General features: G+C 65.6%; 15 protein-coding genes. 9 read left to right on the plus strand and 6 right to left on the minus strand.

What is annotated here, in order from left to right; translation table 11 throughout:
* The first annotated feature begins 3 nt into the window (after positions 1 to 3).
* From RMCB_RS33205 to RMCB_RS33235, 7 genes are read left to right on the plus strand one after another with little or no spacing between them, the layout of a single operon-like run.
* Positions 4 to 198 carry a ferredoxin gene (locus RMCB_RS33205; protein WP_062832111.1) on the plus strand — a complete coding sequence of 65 codons (195 nt, stop codon included), beginning with the start codon at positions 4 to 6 and terminating at the stop codon, positions 196 to 198.
* Between the two features lie 10 nt (positions 199 to 208).
* Entirely contained in the window at positions 209 to 1,426 is a 1,218-nt protein-coding gene (locus tag RMCB_RS33210; RefSeq protein WP_062832112.1) for a cytochrome P450, read from the plus strand.
* Between the two features lie 17 nt (positions 1,427 to 1,443).
* Positions 1,444 to 2,634 carry an amidohydrolase family protein gene (locus RMCB_RS33215; protein WP_062832113.1) on the plus strand — a complete coding sequence of 397 codons (1,191 nt, stop codon included), beginning with the start codon at positions 1,444 to 1,446 and terminating at the stop codon, positions 2,632 to 2,634.
* A gap of 5 nt (positions 2,635 to 2,639) precedes the next feature.
* On the plus strand, positions 2,640 to 3,872 hold the full coding sequence (locus RMCB_RS33220) for a M24 family metallopeptidase (RefSeq protein ID WP_062832114.1): 1,233 nt from the start codon (positions 2,640 to 2,642) through the stop codon (positions 3,870 to 3,872).
* A gap of 17 nt (positions 3,873 to 3,889) precedes the next feature.
* Entirely contained in the window at positions 3,890 to 5,032 is a 1,143-nt protein-coding gene (locus tag RMCB_RS33225; protein WP_062832284.1) for a M24 family metallopeptidase, read from the plus strand.
* Positions 5,025 to 5,984: an enoyl-CoA hydratase/isomerase family protein gene (locus tag RMCB_RS33230; protein WP_062832115.1), complete on the plus strand. Its 960-nt coding sequence runs from the start codon at positions 5,025 to 5,027 to the stop codon at positions 5,982 to 5,984. Before RMCB_RS33225 ends, RMCB_RS33230 begins: the two co-directional genes overlap by 8 nt.
* Before the next feature lie 4 nt (positions 5,985 to 5,988).
* Positions 5,989 to 8,415, plus strand: coding sequence for a CaiB/BaiF CoA transferase family protein (locus RMCB_RS33235; RefSeq protein WP_062832116.1), 2,427 nt, complete (start codon positions 5,989 to 5,991; stop codon positions 8,413 to 8,415).
* 77 nt (positions 8,416 to 8,492) lie between these two features.
* Here RMCB_RS33235 and RMCB_RS33240 read toward each other — a convergent pair whose 3' ends face one another.
* Both RMCB_RS33240 and RMCB_RS33245 read right to left on the minus strand, forming a co-directional pair.
* Positions 8,493 to 9,338: a mycofactocin-coupled SDR family oxidoreductase gene (locus RMCB_RS33240; protein ID WP_062832117.1), complete on the minus strand. Its 846-nt coding sequence runs from the start codon at positions 9,336 to 9,338 to the stop codon at positions 8,493 to 8,495.
* A gap of 313 nt (positions 9,339 to 9,651) precedes the next feature.
* The gene (locus RMCB_RS33245; protein ID WP_072278591.1) at positions 9,652 to 10,371 is read right to left on the minus strand and encodes a TetR/AcrR family transcriptional regulator; all 720 of its coding nucleotides are present in this window, start codon (positions 10,369 to 10,371) and stop codon (positions 9,652 to 9,654) included.
* A gap of 162 nt (positions 10,372 to 10,533) precedes the next feature.
* Here RMCB_RS33245 and RMCB_RS33250 point away from each other — a divergent pair, with 162 nt between their 5' ends.
* Together RMCB_RS33250 and RMCB_RS33255 are read left to right on the plus strand one after the other, a co-directional pair.
* Positions 10,534 to 11,316: an enoyl-CoA hydratase gene (locus RMCB_RS33250; RefSeq protein ID WP_062832119.1), complete on the plus strand. Its 783-nt coding sequence runs from the start codon at positions 10,534 to 10,536 to the stop codon at positions 11,314 to 11,316.
* 9 nt (positions 11,317 to 11,325) lie between these two features.
* Positions 11,326 to 12,801 (plus strand): adenylate/guanylate cyclase domain-containing protein, encoded by a 1,476-nt coding sequence (locus RMCB_RS33255; protein ID WP_062832120.1) that lies wholly within the window; start codon positions 11,326 to 11,328, stop codon positions 12,799 to 12,801.
* Positions 12,802 to 12,982: 181 nt separating this feature from the next.
* Here RMCB_RS33255 and RMCB_RS33260 read toward each other — a convergent pair whose 3' ends face one another.
* Genes RMCB_RS33260 through RMCB_RS33275 form a run of 4 tightly spaced genes read right to left on the minus strand, consistent with a single transcriptional unit; the run spans position 12,983 to position 16,534 of the window.
* Positions 12,983 to 13,771 (minus strand): acyl-CoA dehydrogenase family protein, encoded by a 789-nt coding sequence (locus tag RMCB_RS33260; RefSeq protein WP_062832121.1) that lies wholly within the window; start codon positions 13,769 to 13,771, stop codon positions 12,983 to 12,985.
* A gap of 3 nt (positions 13,772 to 13,774) precedes the next feature.
* Entirely contained in the window at positions 13,775 to 14,899 is a 1,125-nt protein-coding gene (locus tag RMCB_RS33265) for an acyl-CoA dehydrogenase family protein (RefSeq protein ID WP_109784503.1), read from the minus strand.
* Positions 14,893 to 15,324: a nuclear transport factor 2 family protein gene (locus tag RMCB_RS33270; protein ID WP_062832123.1), complete on the minus strand. Its 432-nt coding sequence runs from the start codon at positions 15,322 to 15,324 to the stop codon at positions 14,893 to 14,895. The genes RMCB_RS33265 and RMCB_RS33270 overlap by 7 nt, the downstream gene beginning before the upstream one ends.
* The gene (locus RMCB_RS33275; protein WP_062832124.1) at positions 15,305 to 16,534 is read right to left on the minus strand and encodes a metal-dependent hydrolase family protein; all 1,230 of its coding nucleotides are present in this window, start codon (positions 16,532 to 16,534) and stop codon (positions 15,305 to 15,307) included. The genes RMCB_RS33270 and RMCB_RS33275 overlap by 20 nt, the downstream gene beginning before the upstream one ends.
* Positions 16,535 to 16,537: the final 3 nt, after the last annotated feature.

Below are 16,537 nucleotides of genomic sequence, written 5' to 3' on the forward strand. Positions count from 1 at the left end.
CGCGTGAAAATCTCTGTGGACCAAGACAAATGCGTCTCGTCCGGACAGTGCGTGCTCAACGCTCCCGAGCTGTTCGACCAGCGTGACGAGGACGGCGTCGTCGTCCTGGTGCAGCCCAGCCCGGGTCCCGAACACGTCGACGGTGCGCGGCGCGCCGCGGCGTCCTGTCCCGCCCTGGCCATCGCGATCGAGGAATGAGATCACCTGTATGTCCGAAACTCTGACTGAAGTCGACATCCCTGACTACCCGATGGAGCGCGATGCGCGGTGCCCGTTCGCGCCGCCGCCGCAGATGCTGGGCCATGACAGTGGGCTCTGGCGGGTGCGGATCTGGGACGGCAGCACCCCATGGCTGATCACGGGCCACGAGGAGGCCCGCGCATTGTTCGCCGATTCGCGGGTCAGTGTCGACGATCGTCGTGCGGGCTTCCCGCACTGGAACGAGCACATGCTCTCCACCGTCGACAAGCGACCGCGCTCGGTGTTCACCTCCGACGCCGAAGAGCACACCCGATTCCGGAGGATGCTCTCCAAGCCGTTCACCTTCCGTCGCGTCGAGGCGCTGCGGCCGGCGATCCAGAAGATCACCGACGAATGCATCGACGCGATCCTCGCCGGCCCGCAGCCTGCCGACCTCGTCGCCAAACTCGCGCTGCCGGTCCCGACCGTGGTGATCAGCGAAATGCTCGGTGTCCCTTACGAAGACCACGAGTTCTTCCAGCATCACGCCAATGTCGGACTGGCGCGCTATGCGAGCGCGGAGGACGGTCAGAAGGGTGCGATGAGCCTCGCGCAGTACCTGATCAATCTGGTCGAGGCCAAGCGGAAGAACCCCGCCGAGGACGCGGTGTCGGATCTGGCCGAGCGGGTCAACGCGGGCGAAATCAGCGTGAAAGAGGCTGCGCAGCTGGGCACAGGTCTGCTCATCGCCGGGCATGAGACCACCGCGAACATGATCGGCATCGGCGTGCTGGCATTGCTTGAGAACCCCGAACAGGCCGACCTGTTGCGCAACACCGAGGATCCGAAGGAGATCGCCAACGCCGTCGAGGAGCTGATGCGTTACCTGTCCATCATCCAGAACGGCCAGCGGCGCATCGCCGTCGACGACATCGAGATCAGCGGCGAGACCATCCGCGCCGGCGAAGGCATCATCATCGACCTGGCCCCGTCGAACTGGGACGCCAAGGCTTTTCCGCAGCCGGACAAACTGGATCTGAGCCGCGACGCCGGGCAACAGCTGGGCTTCGGTTACGGCCGCCATCAATGCGTGGGCCAACAGCTCGCCCGCGCCGAACTGCAGATCGTGTTCCACACCCTGGTGCGCCGCATTCCCACGCTGCGGCTGGCCATTCCGTTCGACGAGGTGCCGTTCAAGCACGACCGCCTCGCCTACGGCGTCTACGAACTTCCTGTCACCTGGTGACCCGATCGGAGAAACCCATGTCTAGTGTGACCGCCACGCTCTATCCGTCGGAAGGCTTTGGCGCGCCGAAAGATCGGCGTGGCCACGCGACGGAGGGAGGCCTGACGGGACTCCCTGAGGGCACCGAGGTGTTCTCGGCCGACAACCACATCTCGGTGGCCGACGACATCTTTTACGACCGGTTCCCCGACGAACTCAAGGGTGCTGCGCCGCGCATCTGGTACGAGGACGGCGCCTACATGGTCGGGATGAAGGGAAAGGCCTGGACCGGTGGCGATTTCGGCCGTGTGCTCATGCAGTACGACGATCTGGCCGGGGCGGCGACCAACAACATCGATGCCCGGATCCGTCAACTCGGCGAGGACGGTATCGACAAGGAGCTGGCGTTCCCCAACGCCGTGCTCGCGCTGTTCCACTACCCGGACAAGGGCATCCGTGAGCGCGTATTCCGCATCTACAACGAACACATCGCCGATCTGCAGGAGCGGTCGGGTGGACATTTCTACGGCGTCGGGCTGATCAACTGGTGGGATCCGAAAGGGACCCGCAGCACGCTCGAGGAACTCAAGTCGTTGGGACTCAAGACCTTCCTGCTACCGCTCAACCCGGGCAAGGACGACGAGGGCAACATCTACGACTACGGCAGCACCGACATGGACGCGGTGTGGGACGAGATCGAGGCCTCCGGGGTGCCGGTCAGCCACCACATCGGTGAGACTCCGCCCAAAACACCATGCCAGAACAACAGCGTCGTGGTCGGCATGATGGTCAACGTCGACTCGTTCCGCGAGCAGTTCGCCAAGTATGTGTTCTCCGGCATCCTCGACCGGCATCCCGCGTTGCGGATCGGCTGGTTCGAGGGCGGTATCGCGTGGGTGCCGACGGCCCTGCAGGACGCCGAACACATGCTCGCGTCATACCGGCACATGTTCAATCACGAACTGCAGCACGATATTCGGCGCTATTGGAACCAGCACATGAGTGCATCGTTCATGGTGGACCCCCTAGGGCTGCGGTTGATCGACGACATCGGCGTCGACAACGTGATGTGGTCCAGCGACTACCCGCACAACGAGTCCACATTCGGCTATTCGGAGAAATCCCTGAAAGCCGTCGTCGACGCGGTCGGCCCCGATGCCGCCACCAAGATCGTCAGCACCAATGTCCAGAAGTTCCTGGGGCTGCACACGCGGGGAGCAAAAGGGTGAGGGGCATGACCACGTTCGCCACACGGGACACCGCCGCGATCGACATCCCGGACGAACCCGACTTCGCCCGGATGCGGCGCGAAGTCGGTGCGCGGTTGCGGACCGCGATGCGCGAGCAGGGCGTCGATGCACTGATCCTGCTCGGCAACGGCAGTGTCGTCTACGCGACCGGTGCGAGCTGGCCGCTGCTGGATGCGGGTCTGTCGCACGTCGAGCGCCCTGTTGCCATCGTGCTGGCCGATGACCAGTACCCTCACCTGTTCATGCCGGCCCGCGAGGGCGCGCCGCTGGAGACCGATCTGCCCGACGATCACCTGCACGGCCCGCTGTTCCTCGAATTCGACCAGGGTGTCGAGCATTTCGGCAAGGTGGTGGCGGAGCTGATCCCGCCGGGTGCCACGGTGGCGGTCGACGAACTGACCGGCGCGATGCGACGGGCGACGGGCCGGCTGTTCCCCGGCGGCACCCCGCTCGACGCCGCGCCGGTGGTCGGTGCGGCCAAGCTGGTCAAGACACCGGACCAGATCTCAGCGGTGCGGCGCGCCTGCCGCATCACCGAAGAGGCCATGGTCGACGTACAGAAGGCGCTGGTGCCCGGCGTGCGACAAATCGACCTGTCGGCCCAATTCGTCCGGCGCGCTTTCGAACTGGGTGCGACATCCAACATGCTGGAGGCCATCTGGCAGGTGATGCCGTCCACCAAGGCCGAGGGCACCTGGACGACGCACGGCGATCTGGCACTGCCGCTGCTGACCACCGAACGCGAACTGGTCAAAGGCGATGTGCTGTGGACCGATGTGTCGATCACCTACGGCGGCTACTGCTCGGACTTCGGCCGCACCTGGGTGGTGGGGCAGCAGCCCACCGCCCGTCAGCATGACCAGTTCCACCAATGGCGCGACATCCTCGATGCGGTGTTGGCGGTCACGAAAGCCGGTGCCACATCGGGAGATCTGGCCCGTGCGGCGATCAAGGCCGCGGGCGGTCGTAAACCGTGGCTGCCGCACTTTTACATCGGTCACGGGATCGGCACCAACGCGGCCGAGATGCCGATGATCGGGACCGATCTGGGCGAGGAGTTCGACGACAATTTCGTGTTCCCGGCCGGCATGTTGCTGGTTCTGGAGCCGGTGGTCTGGGAAGACGGCACCGGTGGTTATCGAAGTGAGGAGATCGTGGTGATCACCGAGGGCGGCTGGATGTCGCTGACCGACTACCCGTACGAGCCTTACCTGTGAGCGCCGGCCTGCACGCCGTGGCCCGCACCGAAATAGAGGCGGACCCACATGACCTGCGTCATGGGCGGCGCAACCGTGTTCTCGAGCAGATGGATGCTCACGACCTGGACATCCTGGTACTCGGTCGGCAGGCCAACGTGCGGTACGTCACCGGGGCCCCACAGCTGTGGGTCGCGGGCACCCGGCCGTTTGGCCCGATCTGCACGTTCGTACGAGCCACCGGCGCGATCCACCTCAACAGCACCTGGGACGAAGGCATGCCCGAGGAGATCGGACACGATCACCTCTACGGTCTGGCCTGGAACCCCATGACCCTCATCGGGGTGTTGCAGGACATCGCCGGGGCCGACACCGCCACGCGAGTCGGAACCGACGCTCTCACACCGAATTTCGCGAAGCTGTTACCGACGGCGTTTCCGAACGCCGAGTTGGTCGACGGCGAGTCGGCCATGCGGGCTGCGCGACGGATCAAGACGGCCGCCGAGGTGACGGCGCTACGCGCCTCGGTGCGCGTGGCCGAAGACGGCTTGGCGTCGGCTGTGGCCGAACTGATGCCGGGGACCACGGAACGAAACCTGGCCGGTGCGTTGATGGAAGCCGAGGCGGCCGGCGGTGTGAGCACCCCCGCGACCCAGGACTCGGCATGGATCACGAGCAAGGACACGCCGTGGCGGCGCGCTGCCGGCGACGGCCGCCTGCGCGACGGCGATCTGGTGGTGATCTCCGCCGGAGTGCTCGCCGACGGTTACGTCGGTGAGGTGGCCCGTACGCTGCCGGTGGGGGATATCGGCGATCCCGTTGCGGTGCAGGCTCTTTACGCCCGCCGAGATACACTGTGGGAGCGGCTGGTGGCGGCCTGTAAACCGGGCAATCCGGCCAGTGCACTGTTGGATGCCTACGGCGGCGCCGGTGAGCCGGTGCCGCCGGCGCCGGTGGCTCACGGCCTGGGGCTTGGCTTCGATCCGCCCGTGGTGTCACCACACCTGCGTGCGACATCCGATGCGGAGATCCTGGCCGAGGGCATGGTTTTGGCGGTCACCGCGCACGTGTGGCAGCCGGGCATTGGTGCGGTGTTCAGCCGCGACGCGGTGCTGATCACCGCCGACGGTGCCGAGGTGCTCTCCACCAGCCCGTCCTGGAATGAGGTCCGCAATGGCTGACCGACCCAAACCCGAGGAGATCATCCTCTACGACAAGGATCCCAAGACCAAGATCGCCACCATCACGTTCAACCGGCCGGAATACCTCAATGCGCCGACGTCGATGGCGCGGCTGCGGTACGCCGATCTGCTGCGCGGAGCCAACGCCGACAACGACGTCAAGGTTGTCGTCATCCGCGGCGTCGGCGACAACCTCGGCAGCGGCGCCGACCTACCGGAGTTCATGGAGGGCAACGACAATCCAGCGGCCCGACTGGCCGAGTTGCGGCTCGAGGACGACGGCATCGGCGAAGTGACCTACCCGCCGAAAGGCACCTTCCGCAACGGTGCCACTATCTCGGCCTGGTACGCCAACTCGCAGGCCGGCAACCGCGCGTTGCAGGACTTCAAGAAGATCAGCATCGTGGAGGCCAAGGGCTACTGCTACGGCTGGCACTTCTACCAGTGCGCGGACGCCGATCTGGTGATCTCCAGTGCCGACGCGCTGTTCGGCCATCCGTCGTTCCGCTACCACGGTTGGGGCCCGCGGATGTGGACGTGGGTGCAGATGATGGGGCTGCGCAAGTTTCAGGAGATGGTGTTCACCGGCAGGCCGTTCACCGCCGCCGAGATGTACGACTGCAACTTCCTCAACAAGGTGGTAGCGCGGGACCAATTGGAAGCAGAAACCGAGAAGTACGCGCTCGCCTGTGCACGGAATCGGCCGGTGGACACCGTCTTTCAACAGAAGATGTTTTTCGAAATCTTCAAGCAGCAGCAGGGCGAATACATGGGTAGCCTGCTCAGCGCGTTCTTCGAGTCGATGGGCAACGGGGTGGCCAACGACAGCGACGACGATCTCGACATGTTCGAGTCGATCGATTCCGGGTTGTCGGCCGCGGTCAACGACAACGACAGCAAGTTCCCGCCGGATTTCCGGCTGTCCAAGAAGAACAGGGCCAAGCCCGAATAGGCCTATGACCGCACCACTATCCGGGTACACCGTCATCGACCTGTCCACCGGGATCGCGGGTGGGTACTGCACGAAAGTCCTGGCCGACGGCGGCGCCGACATCATCAAAGTCGAAGCGCCTGAGGGCGATCCGCTGCGCCGCTGGTCCGCATCGGGAGCATCGATCCCGCCGGACCGCGACGGCGCGCTGTTCGGTTTCCTTGCCGGCGGCAAGCACAGCGTGGTGATCGATCCCGAACAGCACGCCGATCTCGACCTGCTGGACCGATTGGTCGCTTCCGCCGATGCCGTCGTGTGGTCCCCGGAATCGCCGGTGGCGCACCGTGTCACCCCCGAGGAGCTGCACGGCAGGTATCCGCACTTGATCGTCACCGCCATCACCGCGTTCGGGCTGGATGGCCCGTGGTCCGACCGACCCGCCACCGAGTTCACCCTGCAGGCCTGGTCCGGCGGAGCCATCGGGATCGGCCGCGGCTCGCAGGATCGCCCGCCGGTGACCATCGGCGGGCAGGTGGGGGATTGGGTGACCGGCGCCTATGCCGCGGCGATGACCCTGGCGCTGCGGGCGCGGGCGCTGCGCGACGGGCACGGCGAGCTCATCGATCTCTCCATGCTCGAGGCCCAGATCCTCGGTCTCACGTACTATCCCGTGACCTACTTCCAGATGCTGGGCCACCCGTGGCGCACCGAGCGGCGGCCTACCGTACCGGGTGTGGCCGAGGCCGCCGACGGGCTGGTCGCGCTCGGCTGCGGCACCGCGCAGCAGTGGTGGGATCTGTGCGCGATGTCGGGTCATGACGAATGGATCGACGAGAACACCGAGCTGACCATCACCGAGCAGGCCAACCTGCATGCCGAGGAGCTGTACCGCTGGATCCGCGAGCAACGAGCGGATGAGCTCCGCGATCTCGCCGCAGCCTTCCGGATCCCCACCTCACCGGTCGGTAACGGCGAGAACGTCGTTGGCATGGATCATTTCGTCGCCCGCGGCTCCTTCACCACCAACCCACGCGACGGCTTCACGCAGCCCACACCGCCATACCGACTCACCGATTGCCCGTTGCGGCGACCCGCGCCGGCACCGCGGCTCGGTGAGCATACCGAGGTCCACCGCGCTGCCCCGTCGACACCGCGGGCAGCGCCTGCCGGGGAACCGGACAGCAATCGGCTGCCGCTCGCCGGATTGCGTGTGCTCGACATGACGACTTTCTGGGCCGGTCCGTCGTGCACGCATGCGCTCGGCATGCTCGGCGCCGAGGTGATCCACCTGGAGTCCACTGCGCGTCCGGATGGCACCCGGCTCATCGCCGGGATCCCCGCGACCGTCGAGCAATGGTGGGAACGCTCACCGATCTTCAGCGCACTGAACACGAACAAGAAGTGTCTGACACTGGATTTCCAGACCGAGCACGGCAGGGACGTACTGCGTCGTCTCATCGCAACCTGCGACGTGGTCGTCGAGAACTTCACCCCGCGCGTAATCGACCAGACCGGCCTGGATTTCGCCTCGATGCGGGCGCTGCGTAACGACATCATCATGGTCCGGATGCCGGGCTTCGGCTTGGACGGTCCGTGGCGGGACAACCCTGCGTTCGCTTACATCATCGAAGACGCGACCGGATTGAGTTGGCTCACCGGGTTTCCCGACCGTACGCCCTACGAGCCGTATTCGGTGGGAGATCCCAACGCCGGTGTGCACGCGCTCAACGCCCTGCTGTTGGCACTGGAACACCGACGCCAAACCGGACAGGGCGTGTTGGTGGAGGCCGCCATGGCCGACGCTGCGCTCAACATCGCGGCGGAGCAGGTCATCGAGTACTCGGCGTACGGAGCGCTGTTGCAGCGCGACGGCAACCGCGGTCCAACGGCCGCACCGCAGAACCTGTACCGGACCGCTGAGGTCGACGAATTCGGCCGTGACGACAGCTGGGTGGCTGTGGCCGTACAGACCGATGCGCAGTGGGAGGCCTTACGTGACGCGCTGGGCCGGCCTGATTGGGCGATGGCCGCCGAGCTGACGACTGCCGCGGGCCGCCGCGCCGCCCACGATGTCATCGATGAGCACCTTGGTGACTGGTGTGTGACCCGCGCCGGAGACGAGGTCGTCGAAACCCTCTGGGCAGCCGGAATTCCGGTGGCCAAGGTGATGCAGCCGCATCGGCAAACCGAACTGCCTCAGCTGCACCACCGCAGGTTTTTCGAACAGGTGCGGCACCCGGTGAACGACCCGGCCCCGCACAGCACGCTGCCCGTCAACCTCGCCGACGGCCCGTCGCTCTTCCACCGTGAGCCCGCGCCTTTGCTCGGTGAGCACAACCACGAAATCCTGACCGCACTCGGATTGACCGACGCAGAGATCGCCGAACTGTCCGAAGACGGAGTCATCGGGACCGTGCCCGGGGTCGGCGGGCGACGAAAAGCTGTGCGTTAACCCGCCGAGCAGACGGGAAAGTCCGCGACACACCGGGTTTCGCGGACCTTGACGTCTTCTCGGCAGGAAAAGGTGGGCTACTTCAGGCAGCTGCCCGCGTCGACGGGCAGGGTCACGCCGGTGATGTAGCGCGCCTCGTCGGAGGCCAGGAACAGCACGGCGTTGCTGATGTCGACGGGCTCCACCCACGGGATCGGCAAGGTGTGGAACAGCTGGCAGATCGGCGCCATGTCGTCGGGGCCCGGGTTTTCGAGGTCCGGCCGGAACATCTTGAAGGTGCCCTCGTTGTGCAGCATGGGTGTCGCGACATGGGTCGGGTGCACGGTGTTGACCCGAATGTTGTGCTGGCCCAACTCGACTGCGAATCCGCGCATGAGTCCGACGACACCGTGCTTGGCGGCCACGTAATTACCACACTGCGGGTAGGCCTTGAGTCCGCCGACCGAGCTGGTCAGGATGATCGAGCCGCCACGTCCACCGGAGATGAGATGGGGGACACCGGCTTTCACCGACTTCCAGACCCCCGAGAGGTTGATGTCGATCATCTCGTCCCAGTCCAATTCGCTGGTCTTGTCCAGCGTGTCGCCACCGTTGCCGATGCCGGCGTTGGCCACGATGATGTCGAGCCGGCCGAGCTGCTCGACACCGCTGTCGACGGCGGCTTTCACCGCGGCGGCATCTCGGATGTCTACCTCAGCGGTGACGATGCGCCGGTTGAGACCTTTGACCAGATTGGCGGTTTCGGCCAGATCATCGGAGGTCGAGGCCGGGATGGCGGTTTCCACGCCGGGGCGGATGGGCCCGCAGATATCGATCGCGATGATGTCGGCGCCCTCCTGGGCCAACCGCACCGCGTGGCTGCGGCCCTGACCACGAGCCGCGCCAGTGACAAAAGCGACCTTGCCTTCCACCCGTCCCGTCATTGCGTACCTCAGTTCTGATCGTGGTGAATTGTGCGTCTTCGGCGATTTTCTGTGCACCTGCTCAGCACTCTGTCACCGCGCACGGCACGATGTCAACGACGGACTCGTATCCGACAATTTATACTCTTCGCTTAGAAGAACTTGATTCTCAACGCGGCGAGAAGATCCACTTCAGGGGCGTGCGGGGTAGGGAATCGTCCCTGGAGGGCTCGGAGAGTCCACGCGCATTGATATGGCCGGCGCTATGGATTGGACGACATGCGTCGTCACTCTCAATAGGTAATGCGTACCCGTGGCGAGAACGTAGTTCTCGTCACTCGGCGGCGAAACCGTGGGCGCAGAAATCCCAGACCTCGTCGGCGGTGATCGGATGGGGTGCGGCCTCGTCGGCGCCTCCACTCGACTGTGCGACGAACATCACCGTCTGCATGGTCATTGCGGCCATCCGGCGGGGATTGATGCCCTTGCGCAACAACCCGGCCTCCGATGCCTCTTCCATGAGCTCGGTGAGCAGAGTCAACAGCGGCGCGTGGGCAACCTTCACTTCAGAGGGGTGAGATACCAGCAGGCGCGGCGCGAAATCTGTGAACAACGGCCGCTTGGCGGCAGGGTCGGGCCGCGACGATTCGAACAGCAGTTGGACGGCGACCTTGAGCCGTTCAAGGGGATCGGTGTGACTGGCCGTGGCGGCGCGGATCTGGTCGGCGGAGCGGCTCAGCGCATCCTCGAACAGGGCCAGCAGCAGCTCGTGTTTGCCGTCGAACTGCAGGTAGAAGCTCCGCAACGACTGACGCGAGCGGTCGACGACCTCTTGCACCGTGAAGTCGGTGCTGCCTTTTTCGATGATGATCGCCTGCGCGGCATCGAGGAAGCGCTGAACGCGCTGTGCTGCTCGCAGCTTGGCGGTTTTGATCGACCGCTCGACCGCCCGTTGCTTCCAGGCGGGTTCATCGCCGGCGGTGGTCACCGGCGGCTGAGATGGGTGTCGAGTCGGGAGAACATGAACTGACTGTACCGGAGAACGCCTTGCCATTGTGGTGCCAGACCCCCTCGCGGCCAACGTGTCGGAGATTGTAACTTTCTTGCGACGAGAATAGTATTCTCATCAGTGGAATTATAGAAGTGCTTCGGGAAGAAGGATGCCGCGGCTCATCCGGTCCCCGCCGTTCTTTGGCCGCAATCGTCGAGGAGTGCCGTGTACATCGATTACGACGTCGCCGATTCCATCGGCACCATAACCCTCAACCGGCCCGAGGCCGCCAACGCGCAGAATCCCGAATTGCTCGACGAACTCGACGCCGCGTGGACCAAGGCCGCCGAGGATCCCGAGGTCAAGGTGATCGTGTTGCGGGCCAACGGCAAACACTTCTCGGCGGGGCACGATCTGCGCGGCGGCGGCCCGGGGCCGGACAAGATCACCCTGGAATTCATCATCGAACATGAATCGCGCCGCTACCTGGAATACACACTGCGGTGGCGCAATGTGCCCAAACCGTCGATCGCCGCGGTGCAGGGCCGGTGCATATCCGGCGGGCTGCTGCTGTGCTGGCCGTGTGACCTGATCCTGGCCTCCGAGGATGCGTTGTTCTCCGATCCTGTGGTGTTGATGGGCATCGGAGGTGTCGAATACCACGGGCACACTTGGGAACTCGGTGCCCGCAAGGCCAAGGAAATCCTGTTCACCGGCCGGGCGGTGACCGCTGAGGAAGCCGAACGCACCGGCATGGTGAACCGCGTTGTGCCGCGCGACGAACTCGACGCCCAGACCCGCGAACTGGCCGCTCAGATCGCCGCGATGCCGTCGTTCGCGCTGCGGCAGGCCAAGCGGGCGGTCAACCAGACGCTCGACGTCCAGGGCTTCTACGCCGCGATCCAATCCGTGTTCGACGTGCACCAGACCGGTCACGGCAACGCGCTGAGCGTCGGCGGATGGCCGGTTCTGGTCAACCTCGACGACATGAAGGCGAACATCAAGTAGCTCCGCGATATGGGCGCGATCCGGCTCAGTGTGCGGTACGCGACTGGGCAGACCTACGCACAGATCACCGCCGCCGCGGCCGTCACGCTCGTGGTGCTGGCGCTCAGCCGCAACACCGTCGGCGATGCGCGTCAGCTGCTGACCCAGGCCAATCTGGTCGCGTTGGTCGCGCTGATGGTCGGTGCCGGGGTGGTCGACACGGTCGTCGGCTACTTCAACGTGTATCCCACCTTCGCCTGGTTCGCGTCAGGGACGCCGCCGACGCCGGCGCAACAGCGGGCAGCGATGCGGATAGGTCCGCGCCAAGCGGTCATTCAGTTCGGTACCTGGGCCGTGAGCGCCGCGGTCTACACCGTGGTGAATCTCGGGGCCGGTGGCGGGGTGGCGTATGTGATGGGTGGGGCCATCCTGTTTGGTGGCGTGGCGGCGGCCTGCATGGGATTCCTGGTGACGCAACGCATGTTGCGACCGATCGTCGCGGCCTCACTCACCGGAGCGTCGGCGACGAGCGCGACGATGCCTGGCATACAGGGCCGGCTGCTGACCATCTGGACGCTGTTCAGCGGCCTGCCGACCGTCGGGATAGCGTTGATCGTGCTGGCCCGTTCCAACGGCTGGTTCGTGCAGAAGACCGCGCCGGTGGAGGCCGCTGTGCTGGTGCTCGCCGGAATCTCGTTGGTTTTCGGGCTGCGGTCGATGGTACTGGTGGCCCGTTCGATCGCCGACCCGGTGCACGACGTGGTGCTCGCGATGAAAGCGGTCGAGCGCGGGTGGTCGGGCGTATCGGTCAAGGTGTACGAGCCATCGGAGATCGGCAGGTTGCAGTACGGCTTCAACCGGATGGTCGCGGGGTTGGCCGAGCGAAACCGGTTGCGGGAGTTGTTCGGTCGCTATGTCGGCGTCGACGTGGCACGGCACGCGCTGCAGCAGGATGATGCAGTGGGTGGCGATGTCCGCGAGGCGGCCGTGCTCTATGTGGACCTGGTGGGCTCCACGGCGCTCGGCGCATCCCGCCCGCCGCAGGAGGTGGCAGAGCTGCTCAATGGCTTCTTCAAGATCGTCGTCGACACGGTGGAACGACATCGCGGACTGATCAACAAGTTCGAGGGCGACGCGGTACTCGCAGTGTTCGGTGCGCCGCTGCCATTGGACAATCCGGCCACTTCGGCACTTGAGGCCGCCCGGGCCCTGGTGCCCGGCCTGAATGCCCTGCCCGACATCGAATTCGGTGTCGGGGTGTCCTGCGGTTCGGTGTTCGCCGGCAACATCGGTGCCGAGAACCGGTACGAGTACACCGTGATCGGCGATGCCGTCAACGAGGCGGCACGGCTCGCCGACCACGCCAAGGACTGGGATTCCACCGTTCTGTGCTCGGGCGCGGCATTGGCTCGCGCCGACGCCGGTGAAAGCAGGCGCTGGGCGGTGCGAGGGTCGACCGTGCTGCGTGGGCGTAGCACCGCCACCGTGTTCGCCGAGCCCCTCTAGCGTGCCCCTCGTGCCCCTTTTGCACCGCGAACGTGCGTGTCTGTTGGCCAACACGCGGGCGGCGAGCCCAATTTTGCGCACGCTCAGCTGGCGCGAGGGTGCGCGAACGGCTGGCAAGTACCGGCGTGTTGACCAACAGACACGCACGTTCGCGGTGCAGGGGTTGCCGCGGGTGCTGAGGTTACAGCTGCGCCAAACGTGGAGCCGATCCACGGGCCCGCAGCCCTGCTCCGGCTTTGCGCGTGAGTTCCCGTGAGCTGCCGAGTAATCCGTCGAGCACCAGGGCACGTTTCACATGCCGGTGCAGCTCATGTTCGGCCGTGAAGCCGATGCCGCCGAGCACTTGTTGGCAGTGTTTGGCAGCGGTCAACGCGGCCTTGCCTGCCGCCGCTTTGGCCAGCATGGCCGTGAGATCCGGGTTGTCGGTGCCGGGCAGGATCAACGTCGCCTCGGCGCCTTCGATGGTCACGAGGGTCTCGGCCAGCCGATGCCGGACGGCCTGGAACGCCGCGATCGGCTTGCCGAACTGCACGCGGTCCACCGCATGACGGCGAGCCAGGGCCAGCATGGCGCGGGCCGAACCCACGAGCCACCAGCCCACCGCGCGACGCGCTTCGCCCATCCTCATGAGCTCGCCGTCAGGGACAGGCCGTAACGGCAGTCCGCCCAGGGTCGGACAGTCATTGGGCCGGCGTTCCCACACCACCCAACTACCCCCGGCGTAGGGCATCGGCGGGGTTCCGCCCGGCAGCCCGCCGATGGTCTCCAGCATCACGTCATTGAGAATCGAAGCGTGCGAGCCGGTTTCGCCGAGCAGGCGGAACACCAGCGGTATCGCGACGTCGGGCATGTCGGCGAGCATGTCGGCCCAGCCGAGTTCGGCCAGCGCAGCGTCCAGCTCGGCCCCCGAGACCGAGAGCATCGTTTTGCGCAACGCGTCCTCGAGCAGGTCGAGGGACTCTTGATCCACCGGTCAATCCTTCCCGAGATCCAGCAGACGGCGCGCGATGATGTTGCGCTGCACCTCGGCCGTGCCGCCGTAGATGGTGGCCGCCCGCGAATACAGGTACTCGGTGCGCCAGTCGGTGTCTTCGAGTTCGATGACGCCGGGCAGCAGATCGCGGGCGGTGTCGTAGAGCTGTTGCTCGGCGCTCGCGAGCAGCACCTTGTCGATGGAGGTGTCGGGCCCGAGCGTGTGCCCGTCCGCCAGTCGGTGCTGCGTGGCCCGTGACCGGCAGCGCAGCGTGTGCAATGCCAAATAGGCTGCACCCAGATCGGAGTCGGACACGGCACCAAGGTTTTTCGCCTCGCCGATCAGCGCGTCGAACCGCGCGTACAGGTAAGCGATGCGCTGCCAGAAACACGTCGACCGCTCATAGGGCAGCAGATCCATCGCAAGCTGCCAGCCGTCGCCGGGCCTGCCCAGCATCCGGCCGGCGTCGACCACCACGTCGTCGAAGTACACCTCGCAGAACTCGTCGACGTCGTGCATGGTGCGCAGGGGACGCACGGTGATGCCCGGGCTGTCGGTGTCGACGAAGAAGGCCGTGATGCCTTGGTGGTCGGGGGTTTCCGCGTCACCGGTGCGCGCCAGCAGGATGCAGCGGTGTGAGTACTGCGCGAAGCTGGTCCACACTTTCTGGCCGTTGATGACCCACTTGTCGCCGTCGATCACCGCGCGGGTGGTCAATGACGCCAGGTCGCTGCCCGAACCTGGTTCGGAGAACCCTTGGCACCATTGCTCTTCGCCGGACAGCAGCTTCGGCACCATCTCGGCGGCCAATTCGGTGGGCGCGTAGTGGATCATGGTCGGCGCCAAGACTTCCAGCATCGAGTACGGTCCGGGTTCGACGAGTCGGCGCCCCACGACCTCCTCGCCGACGATGGCCCGCAACATCGCCGGGCCGCCGAGCCCGCCGGCACTCTCGGGCCAGCCGTAGCGGCTCCAGCCTGCGTCGTAGAGCGCGTTCTGCACCCGGGCGAACTGCCGCATGTGGCCCGCGAGGGTGTGGTCATCGAGAGGCGTCAGATCATTGTCGGCCAGCCAAGTCTGTAACGCCGTTCGGAAGGTGGCGGGCTCGTACAGTTCGGTCACGATGAGGGCCGGCCGATCGCGTGTGGTTTGCCGTGGTCATGCACGCCGCTGCGGCGGATGAAGGTCATGGCGCGGGTCTTCAGTCGCCAGCCGTTCTCGGTGCGCACGTAGGTGTCGTTGTAGTACCCGATGCGCATATCGTGCGCGGAGTGCTCGATGAAGCACAGCGGCTGGGTTCCGGTGGCGGCATCGGGATTGTCGGGGTCGAAGGTCACCAGCGCCGTCCCGGTCATGAACAGCCCCTTGGGGGCTGCGTCGACCAGCGCCGGGAACCGTTGCAGCGCATAGGTTTCGCCGAAAGCACTGTAGCTGCCATCCGGTGTGAACACGGTGATCAAGCCGTCGATGTCACCTTGGGTGATGGTGACGGCATAGCGGGCCAGTAACTGCTGGATCTCGACGAGGTCGTCAGTTCGTGGCGTACTCATTGCGGTAGACCTTACCTCCCTTCATTACAAAGTTCACTGTCTGTGTAACGCGAATGTCCTCCAGCGGATCGCCGGGTACCGCGATGATGTCGGCGAGGAGACCTTCGGCGAGTCGGCCGCGGTCGTCGGTGTTGATCAGCTCTGCGGCGACCACGGTGGCGGCACGCAGTACCGCCGCGGGCGGCATGCCCCATTCGACCAGGGTGACGAGTTCATCGGCGTTGCGGCCGTGCGGGATGGCCGGGGCATCGGTGCCCACGGCGATCTTCACGCCGGCCTCGTAGGCGGCCTTGATGGATGTCTCGGCCTTCGGGAACATCTCGGCCGCCTTGTCCTGCAGCACTTTCGGTGCCGTGGACACATCCATGGCCTGGGCCAGTCGTCGGGTGGTGACCAGGAAGCGGTCGTTGGCGACGAGCATCTTGATGGCCTCGTCGTCCATCAGGAAGCCGTGTTCGATGCAGTCGATTCCGCAGGCCACCGCGTGTTTGACCGCCTCGGCGCCATGAGTGTGCGCGGCGACCCGCAGGCCGCGGCGGTGGGCCTCGTCGACGATGGCCCTCAGCTCCTCGTCCGAATAGTGCTGGGCCCCGGCCTCGCCGGTCAGCGACATGACACCTCCGGAGCAGCACACCTTGATCAGCTGGGCGCCGTGCTTGATCTGATAGCGCACCGCCTTGCGAATCTCGTCCACGCCGTTGGCGATGCCTTCCTCGATGGTCAGCTCGAGCACACCCGGCATGAACGCAGCGAACATCGTCGGGTCGAGATGGCCACCGGTCGGCGTGATGGCGTGCCCGGCGGGCACGATGCGCGGACCGTCGATCCACCCGGCGTCGATCGCTTTGCCCAGGGCGACATCCAACAGGTACCCGCCGGTCTTGACGAACAGGCCCAGGTTGCGGACGGTGGTGAACCCGGCACGCAGCGTGCGGCGGGCATTGCCGACTGCCCGTAGTACCCGCGTCGGGGGATCGTCCTGCACCTGGGACAGGCCAGGGTTCTCTCCACGGCCGCCCATCAGCAGATTGACTTCCATGTCCATCAGGCCGGGCAAGAGGATCGAGTCACCCAGATCGATGACTTCGGAATCGTCCGGAATGGGATCGCCGATCCCGACGATGCGGTCGTCCTCGACACGGACGATGCCAGGGCGGACGATCACCCCGGCATCGACGTCGAGCAGCCCGGCCGCCTTGAGCGTGATCACGGG

The organism is Mycolicibacterium brisbanense, assembly GCF_001570425.1.
Taxonomy (GTDB): Bacteria; Actinomycetota; Actinomycetes; order Mycobacteriales; family Mycobacteriaceae; genus Mycobacterium; species Mycobacterium brisbanense.

Excerpts from the sequence above, each read along its gene's own strand:
- RMCB_RS33210 (WP_062832112.1), top strand. The coding sequence starts at position 209 with ATGTCCGAAACTCTGACTGAAGTCGACATCCCTGACTACCCGATGGAG.
- RMCB_RS33215 (WP_062832113.1), top strand. The coding sequence starts at position 1,444 with ATGTCTAGTGTGACCGCCACGCTCTATCCGTCGGAAGGCTTTGGCGCG.
- RMCB_RS33220 (WP_062832114.1), top strand. The coding sequence starts at position 2,640 with ATGACCACGTTCGCCACACGGGACACCGCCGCGATCGACATCCCGGAC.
- RMCB_RS33230 (WP_062832115.1), top strand. The coding sequence starts at position 5,025 with ATGGCTGACCGACCCAAACCCGAGGAGATCATCCTCTACGACAAGGAT.
- RMCB_RS33235 (WP_062832116.1), top strand. The coding sequence starts at position 5,989 with ATGACCGCACCACTATCCGGGTACACCGTCATCGACCTGTCCACCGGG.
- RMCB_RS33240 (WP_062832117.1), bottom strand. The coding sequence starts at position 9,338 with ATGACGGGACGGGTGGAAGGCAAGGTCGCTTTTGTCACTGGCGCGGCT.
- RMCB_RS33245 (WP_072278591.1), bottom strand. The coding sequence starts at position 10,371 with ATGGCAAGGCGTTCTCCGGTACAGTCAGTTCATGTTCTCCCGACTCGA.
- RMCB_RS33255 (WP_062832120.1), top strand. The coding sequence starts at position 11,326 with ATGGGCGCGATCCGGCTCAGTGTGCGGTACGCGACTGGGCAGACCTAC.
- RMCB_RS33270 (WP_062832123.1), bottom strand. The coding sequence starts at position 15,324 with ATGAGTACGCCACGAACTGACGACCTCGTCGAGATCCAGCAGTTACTG.